The sequence below is a fragment of the Streptomyces sp. NPDC059456 genome (assembly GCF_042750055.1).
GTDB lineage: Bacteria > Actinomycetota > Actinomycetes > Streptomycetales > Streptomycetaceae > Streptomyces.
On record NZ_JBHYVA010000494.1, the window covers coordinates 1 to 4,704 of the forward strand.

At 71.4% G+C, this 4,704-nt stretch carries 4 protein-coding genes; 3 read left to right on the top strand and 1 reads right to left on the bottom strand.

Annotated features, from left to right (window positions below; translation table 11 throughout):
- A partial coding sequence (locus ACFXA3_RS31380; RefSeq protein WP_385192233.1) for a prepilin peptidase occupies positions 1-679 on the top strand: 679 nt, incomplete at its 5' end.
- Between the two features lie 205 nt (positions 680-884).
- Here the strand turns inward: ACFXA3_RS31380 and mgrA are convergent.
- Positions 885-1,922: an L-glyceraldehyde 3-phosphate reductase gene (mgrA, locus tag ACFXA3_RS31385; protein WP_385192235.1), complete on the bottom strand. Its 1,038-nt coding sequence runs from the start codon at positions 1,920-1,922 to the stop codon at positions 885-887.
- Positions 1,923-2,051: 129 nt separating this feature from the next.
- Here mgrA and ACFXA3_RS31390 point away from each other — a divergent pair, with 129 nt between their 5' ends.
- Both ACFXA3_RS31390 and ACFXA3_RS31395 read left to right on the top strand, forming a co-directional pair.
- Entirely contained in the window at positions 2,052-2,813 is a 762-nt protein-coding gene (locus ACFXA3_RS31390; protein ID WP_385192239.1) for an isoprenyl transferase, read from the top strand.
- A 418-nt stretch (positions 2,814-3,231) separates the two neighbouring features.
- On the top strand, positions 3,232-4,548 hold the full coding sequence (locus ACFXA3_RS31395; protein ID WP_385192242.1) for a PhoH family protein: 1,317 nt from the start codon (positions 3,232-3,234) through the stop codon (positions 4,546-4,548).
- The last annotated feature ends 156 nt before the right edge of the window (positions 4,549-4,704 follow it).

Below are 4,704 nucleotides of genomic sequence, written 5' to 3' on the forward strand. Positions count from 1 at the left end.
CCCCCCCCGGCCCCCGCCCCGCCCCGCCCCCGCGCAGCCCCCGCCCCGCCCGGGCCGGGCGGACGCCCCCGCGCGGCGGGACCCGCGGGACGCCCCCGCGCCGCGGGAGCATGCCGCGGCCGCGGCTGTGCACGGGTACGGGGTGTCCGCGGCGCTGACCGTCCTCGGGTCCGCGGTGGTGTGCGGGGCCCTCGCCGCCGCGGGCGGGGGCCGGCCGGAGGGTGTCGTGTTCGTCGGCGCGGTGCCCGTACTGCTGCTGCTGGGGCTCGTCGACCTCGCCGTGCAGCGGCTGCCGGACGTACTGACCCTGCCGCTGGCCGCCGCCACCGCCCTCGGCCTCGGCGCCGCCGCCCTCGCGCCCGCCGCCGGCGGGTCCTGGTGCGGCGCCCTCCTGGGCGGGGCCGCGCTCGGAGCCGCGTACCTGCTGCTCTTCCTGATCAACCCCGCCGGCATGGGCTTCGGCGACGTCAAGCTGGCGCTCGCCCTCGGGGTCATCCTTGGGTGGTACGGCTGGGGGGTATGGGCTTCCGGGGCCTTCCTCGGGTTCCTCTACGGGGCCCTGTACGGGCTCGCCCTTGTGCTGAAGGGCCCCGGAGGCGGTCGGACGGCCTTCGCGTTCGGCCCCTTCATGACCGCCGGAGCCCTCACCGGAGTGCTGCTGGCCGGTTTCGGAGCGTAATCATCTTGCGCCGATGCACGCATAACGCTTTACGAAGGGTTATGGTGGAACCCCCCCCTGGGGGGGGGGGGGGGGGGCGCCCCCCCCACCCCCCCCCGCTGTGTTATTTACAGAGACCCCCCCCCCCGCACACACACACCGCCCGTACCCCCCCCACGGACCGGCCCGTTTTTTGTTTCCACCGCTCCCCGCGCGAAACCGCAGGTCAGCCCCGCTGGGCCCAGATGTTGGTGCCGGGGGTGGACACGGCGAAGGAGTCGATCTCCTTCAGCTCCTCCTCCGAGAGCGGCGCGCCGGCCAGTGCCGCCACGTTCTCCTCCAGCTGGGGCACGCTCGAAGCGCCGATCAGCGCCGAGGTCATCCGGTCGTCCCGGAGCACCCAGTTCAGCGCCAGCTGCGCCAGCGACTGCCCGCGGCGGCCCGCGATCTCGTTCAGTCCGTGCAGGCGGCGGACCACGTCCTCCGAGAGCAGCGTCGGGTTCAGGGACTTGCCCGCGGCGGCCCGCGAGCCCTCCGGGATGCCCTGGAGGTACTTGCCCGTCAGCAGCCCCTGCGCGAGCGGCGCGAAGGAGATGCAGCCCATGCCGGCGTCCTCCAGGGTGTCCAGCAGGCCGTCGTCCTCCGTCCAGCGGTTGATCATGGAGTACGAGGGCTGGTGGATGAGGGGGCGCACGCCCATCCCGCGCAGGATCCGCACCGCCTCGGCCGTCTGCTCGGCCGTGTACGAGGACACGCCCACGTACAGCGCCTTGCCCTGCTGTACCGCGGACGCGAGCGCGCCCATGGTCTCCTCCAGCGGGGTCTCCGGGTCGAAGCGGTGCGAGTAGAAGATGTCGACGTAGTCGACGCCCATCCGCTTCAGCGACGCGTCGAGCGAGCTCATCAGGTACTTCCGGCTGCCCCACTCGCCGTAGGGGCCCTCGTGCATGAAGTAGCCGGCCTTGGTGGAGAGGATCAGCTGGTCGCGGTACGACGCGAAGTCCTGCGCGAAGATCTTGCCGAAGTTGAGCTCGGCCGAGCCGGGGGGCGGGCCGTAGTTGTTCGCCAGGTCGAAGTGGGTGACGCCGAGGTCGAAGGCACGGCGCAGGATGGCACGCTGGGTCTCCAGGGACTTGTCGTCACCGAAGTTGTGCCAGAGGCCGAGGGAGATGGCGGGGAGCTTGAGGCCGCTGTGGCCGGTGCGCCGGTACTGCATGGAGTCGTAGCGCGAGGGCTCTGCCCGATAGGGATTGTTATCAGTCACGTTGTCCTCCCTATCACGGACCTGTGACCGACCGAGTTGGGTACCCGATCCCGCCGCGCAGTAATGTGGCGGCCTCGGGGGAGGGACCGCATCTCGCACGGGGGCATTGCACGGAGGGGCTGGAAGATCGTGAAGCTGCGCGACCTGGTGTACAGGCTCTACGCACGCCGGGTGGAAGGCCGCATCGACCATGACGCGGCGCCCAAGCACATCGGCGTGATCCTGGACGGGAACCGGCGCTGGGCGAAGGCGTCCGGGGGCACCACGGAGCAGGGCCACCAGGCGGGGGCCGACAAGATCTCCGAGATGCTGGGCTGGTGCACCGAGACGGACGTCGAGGTCGTCACCCTGTGGATGCTCTCCACGGACAACCTGGACCGGCCCGAAGTCGAGCTCCGCCCGCTGCTCAACATCATCGAGAACACGGTCCGGGGCCTCGCCGCGGACGGCCGCTGGCGCGTCCACCACGTCGGCAACCTCGACATCCTGCCCGGGCAGACCCAGTCCGTGCTCAAGGAGGCCGAACAGGCCACCCACGACGTCGACGGGATACTCGTCAACGTCGCCGTCGGCGACGGCGGCCGCCAGGAGATCGCCGACGCGGTCCGCTCGCTCCTGCTGGAGCACGCGGAGAAGGGCACCTCCTTCGAGGAGCTCGCCGAGGTCCTCGACATCGACCACATCGCCGAGCACCTCTACACGCGCGGCCAGCCCGACCCGGACCTGGTCATCCGCACCAGCGGCGAGCAGCGGCTGTCCGGATTCATGCTGTGGCAGAGCGCCCACTCCGAGTACTACTTCTGCGAAGTGTTCTGGCCCGCCTTCCGCAAGGTCGACTTCCTGCGCGCGCTGCGCGACTACGCGGCGCGCCACCGGCGGTACGGGACCTGATCCCGGGCGGCCCGGCCGCCGCCCCGGGTCCCCGCCCCGGGTCCCCGCCCCCGGGATCCGGCCATGACCTGACGCCCCCTCGGGAGCCCCCGGGCCCCTCCGGGCACCGCCCCGGGAGCCCCTCCACCCCCTCGCGCCCTCCGTGCAAGGCCTTCACCAGGGATTCACCGAGCGTCCGTCATATGCCATGGCATGGCCGGGCCTGATCGGGGAATATCCCTTTCAGGTCGATGCCCGATCCACGGGTGTCGAGTCTCAGCGGACGGCATGGGGCCGTCCGCCCGGGAGGCCCTTTGCGCCAGGACGAACGTGCCATCGCACGGACGGAGTGGGAGGGCCGGAAATCGGCCCCTGCATGGGTGCCGATGACCGGTCCGGTCTTCATGGCCCGACCTCTTCCGAGGGGGTACGTCCTTCCGTGGTGACCAGCACAAAGCGCCGCCTGCCCGACAGGCGGACCTACGTCCTCGACACCAGCGTCCTGCTGGCAGACCCCAACGCGATCTCCCGCTTCGACGAGCACGAGGTCGTGCTCCCGATCGTGGTGATCACCGAGCTGGAGGCAAAGAGGCACCATCCCGAACTCGGCTACTTCGCCCGTCAGGCCCTGCGCCTGCTCGACGACTTCCGGGTTCGCTACGGTCGCCTCGACGCACCCATCCCGCTGGGCGATCTGGGCGGCACCCTGCGTGTCGAGCTCAACCACTCCGACCCCGGTGTCCTGCCGGCCGGCTTCCGACTGGGGGACAACGACTCGCGCATCCTCGCGGTCGCCCGCAACCTCCAGGCCGAGGGCTACGACGTCACGGTCGTCTCGAAGGACCTCCCGCTGCGCATCAAGGCCTCCTCCGTGGGGCTGCTCGCCGAGGAGTACCGGGCGGAGCTCGCGATCACCGACGCCGGCGGGACCGGCATGAGCGAGCTCGCGCTGTCCGGGGAGCAGGTCGACCTGCTCTACTCCGAGGAGCGGCTCTACGTACCGGAGGCCGCCGAACTGCCGGTGCACACCGGGCTGGTCCTGCAGTCCGAACGCGGCAAGGCCCTGGGCCGGGTCACGCCGGACGGCAACGTGCGGCTCGTCCGGGGCGACCGCGAGGCCTTCGGGCTGCACGGCCGCAGCGCCGAGCAGCGCATCGCCCTGGACCTGCTGCTCGACCCGGAGATCGGCATCATCTCCATGGGCGGCCGGGCCGGCACCGGAAAGTCGGCGCTGGCGCTGTGCGCGGGCCTGGAGGCGGTTCTGGAGCGCAGGCAGCACCAGAAGGTGATGGTCTTCCGGCCGCTGTACGCGGTGGGCGGCCAGGACCTCGGCTACCTGCCCGGTGACGCCAACGAGAAGATGAGCCCCTGGGCGCAGGCGGTCTTCGACACCCTCTCGGCGGTGGCCGGGCGCGAGGTCATCGAGGAGGTGCTGAACCGCGGGATGCTGGAGGTCCTGCCGCTCACGCACATCCGCGGGCGCTCGCTGCACGACGCCTTCGTGATCGTGGACGAGGCGCAGTCGCTGGAGCGCAATGTCCTGCTGACCGTTCTGTCCCGGATCGGGGCCAATTCGCGGGTCGTCCTGACCCACGACGTCGCGCAGCGGGACAACCTGAGGGTCGGCCGGTACGACGGAGTGGTCGCCGTCGTCGAGAAGCTGAAGGGGCATCCGCTCTTCGCCCACGTCACGCTCTCCCGCTCCGAACGCTCCCCGATCGCCGCCCTGGTCACCGAGATGCTCGAATCCCTGTAACCGGGAACGGGGGCAAAACCCCCATAGCGGGAAAGAGAGTTGGGGGCGGCGCCGGCCGGGCCCGCCAGCCGCTACGCCCGGCGCCGGGGGGGGGGGGGGGGGAATCCACTAGATCAACCCCACACCCAAACCTCAGTGGCGGGGGGGGGGGGTGGT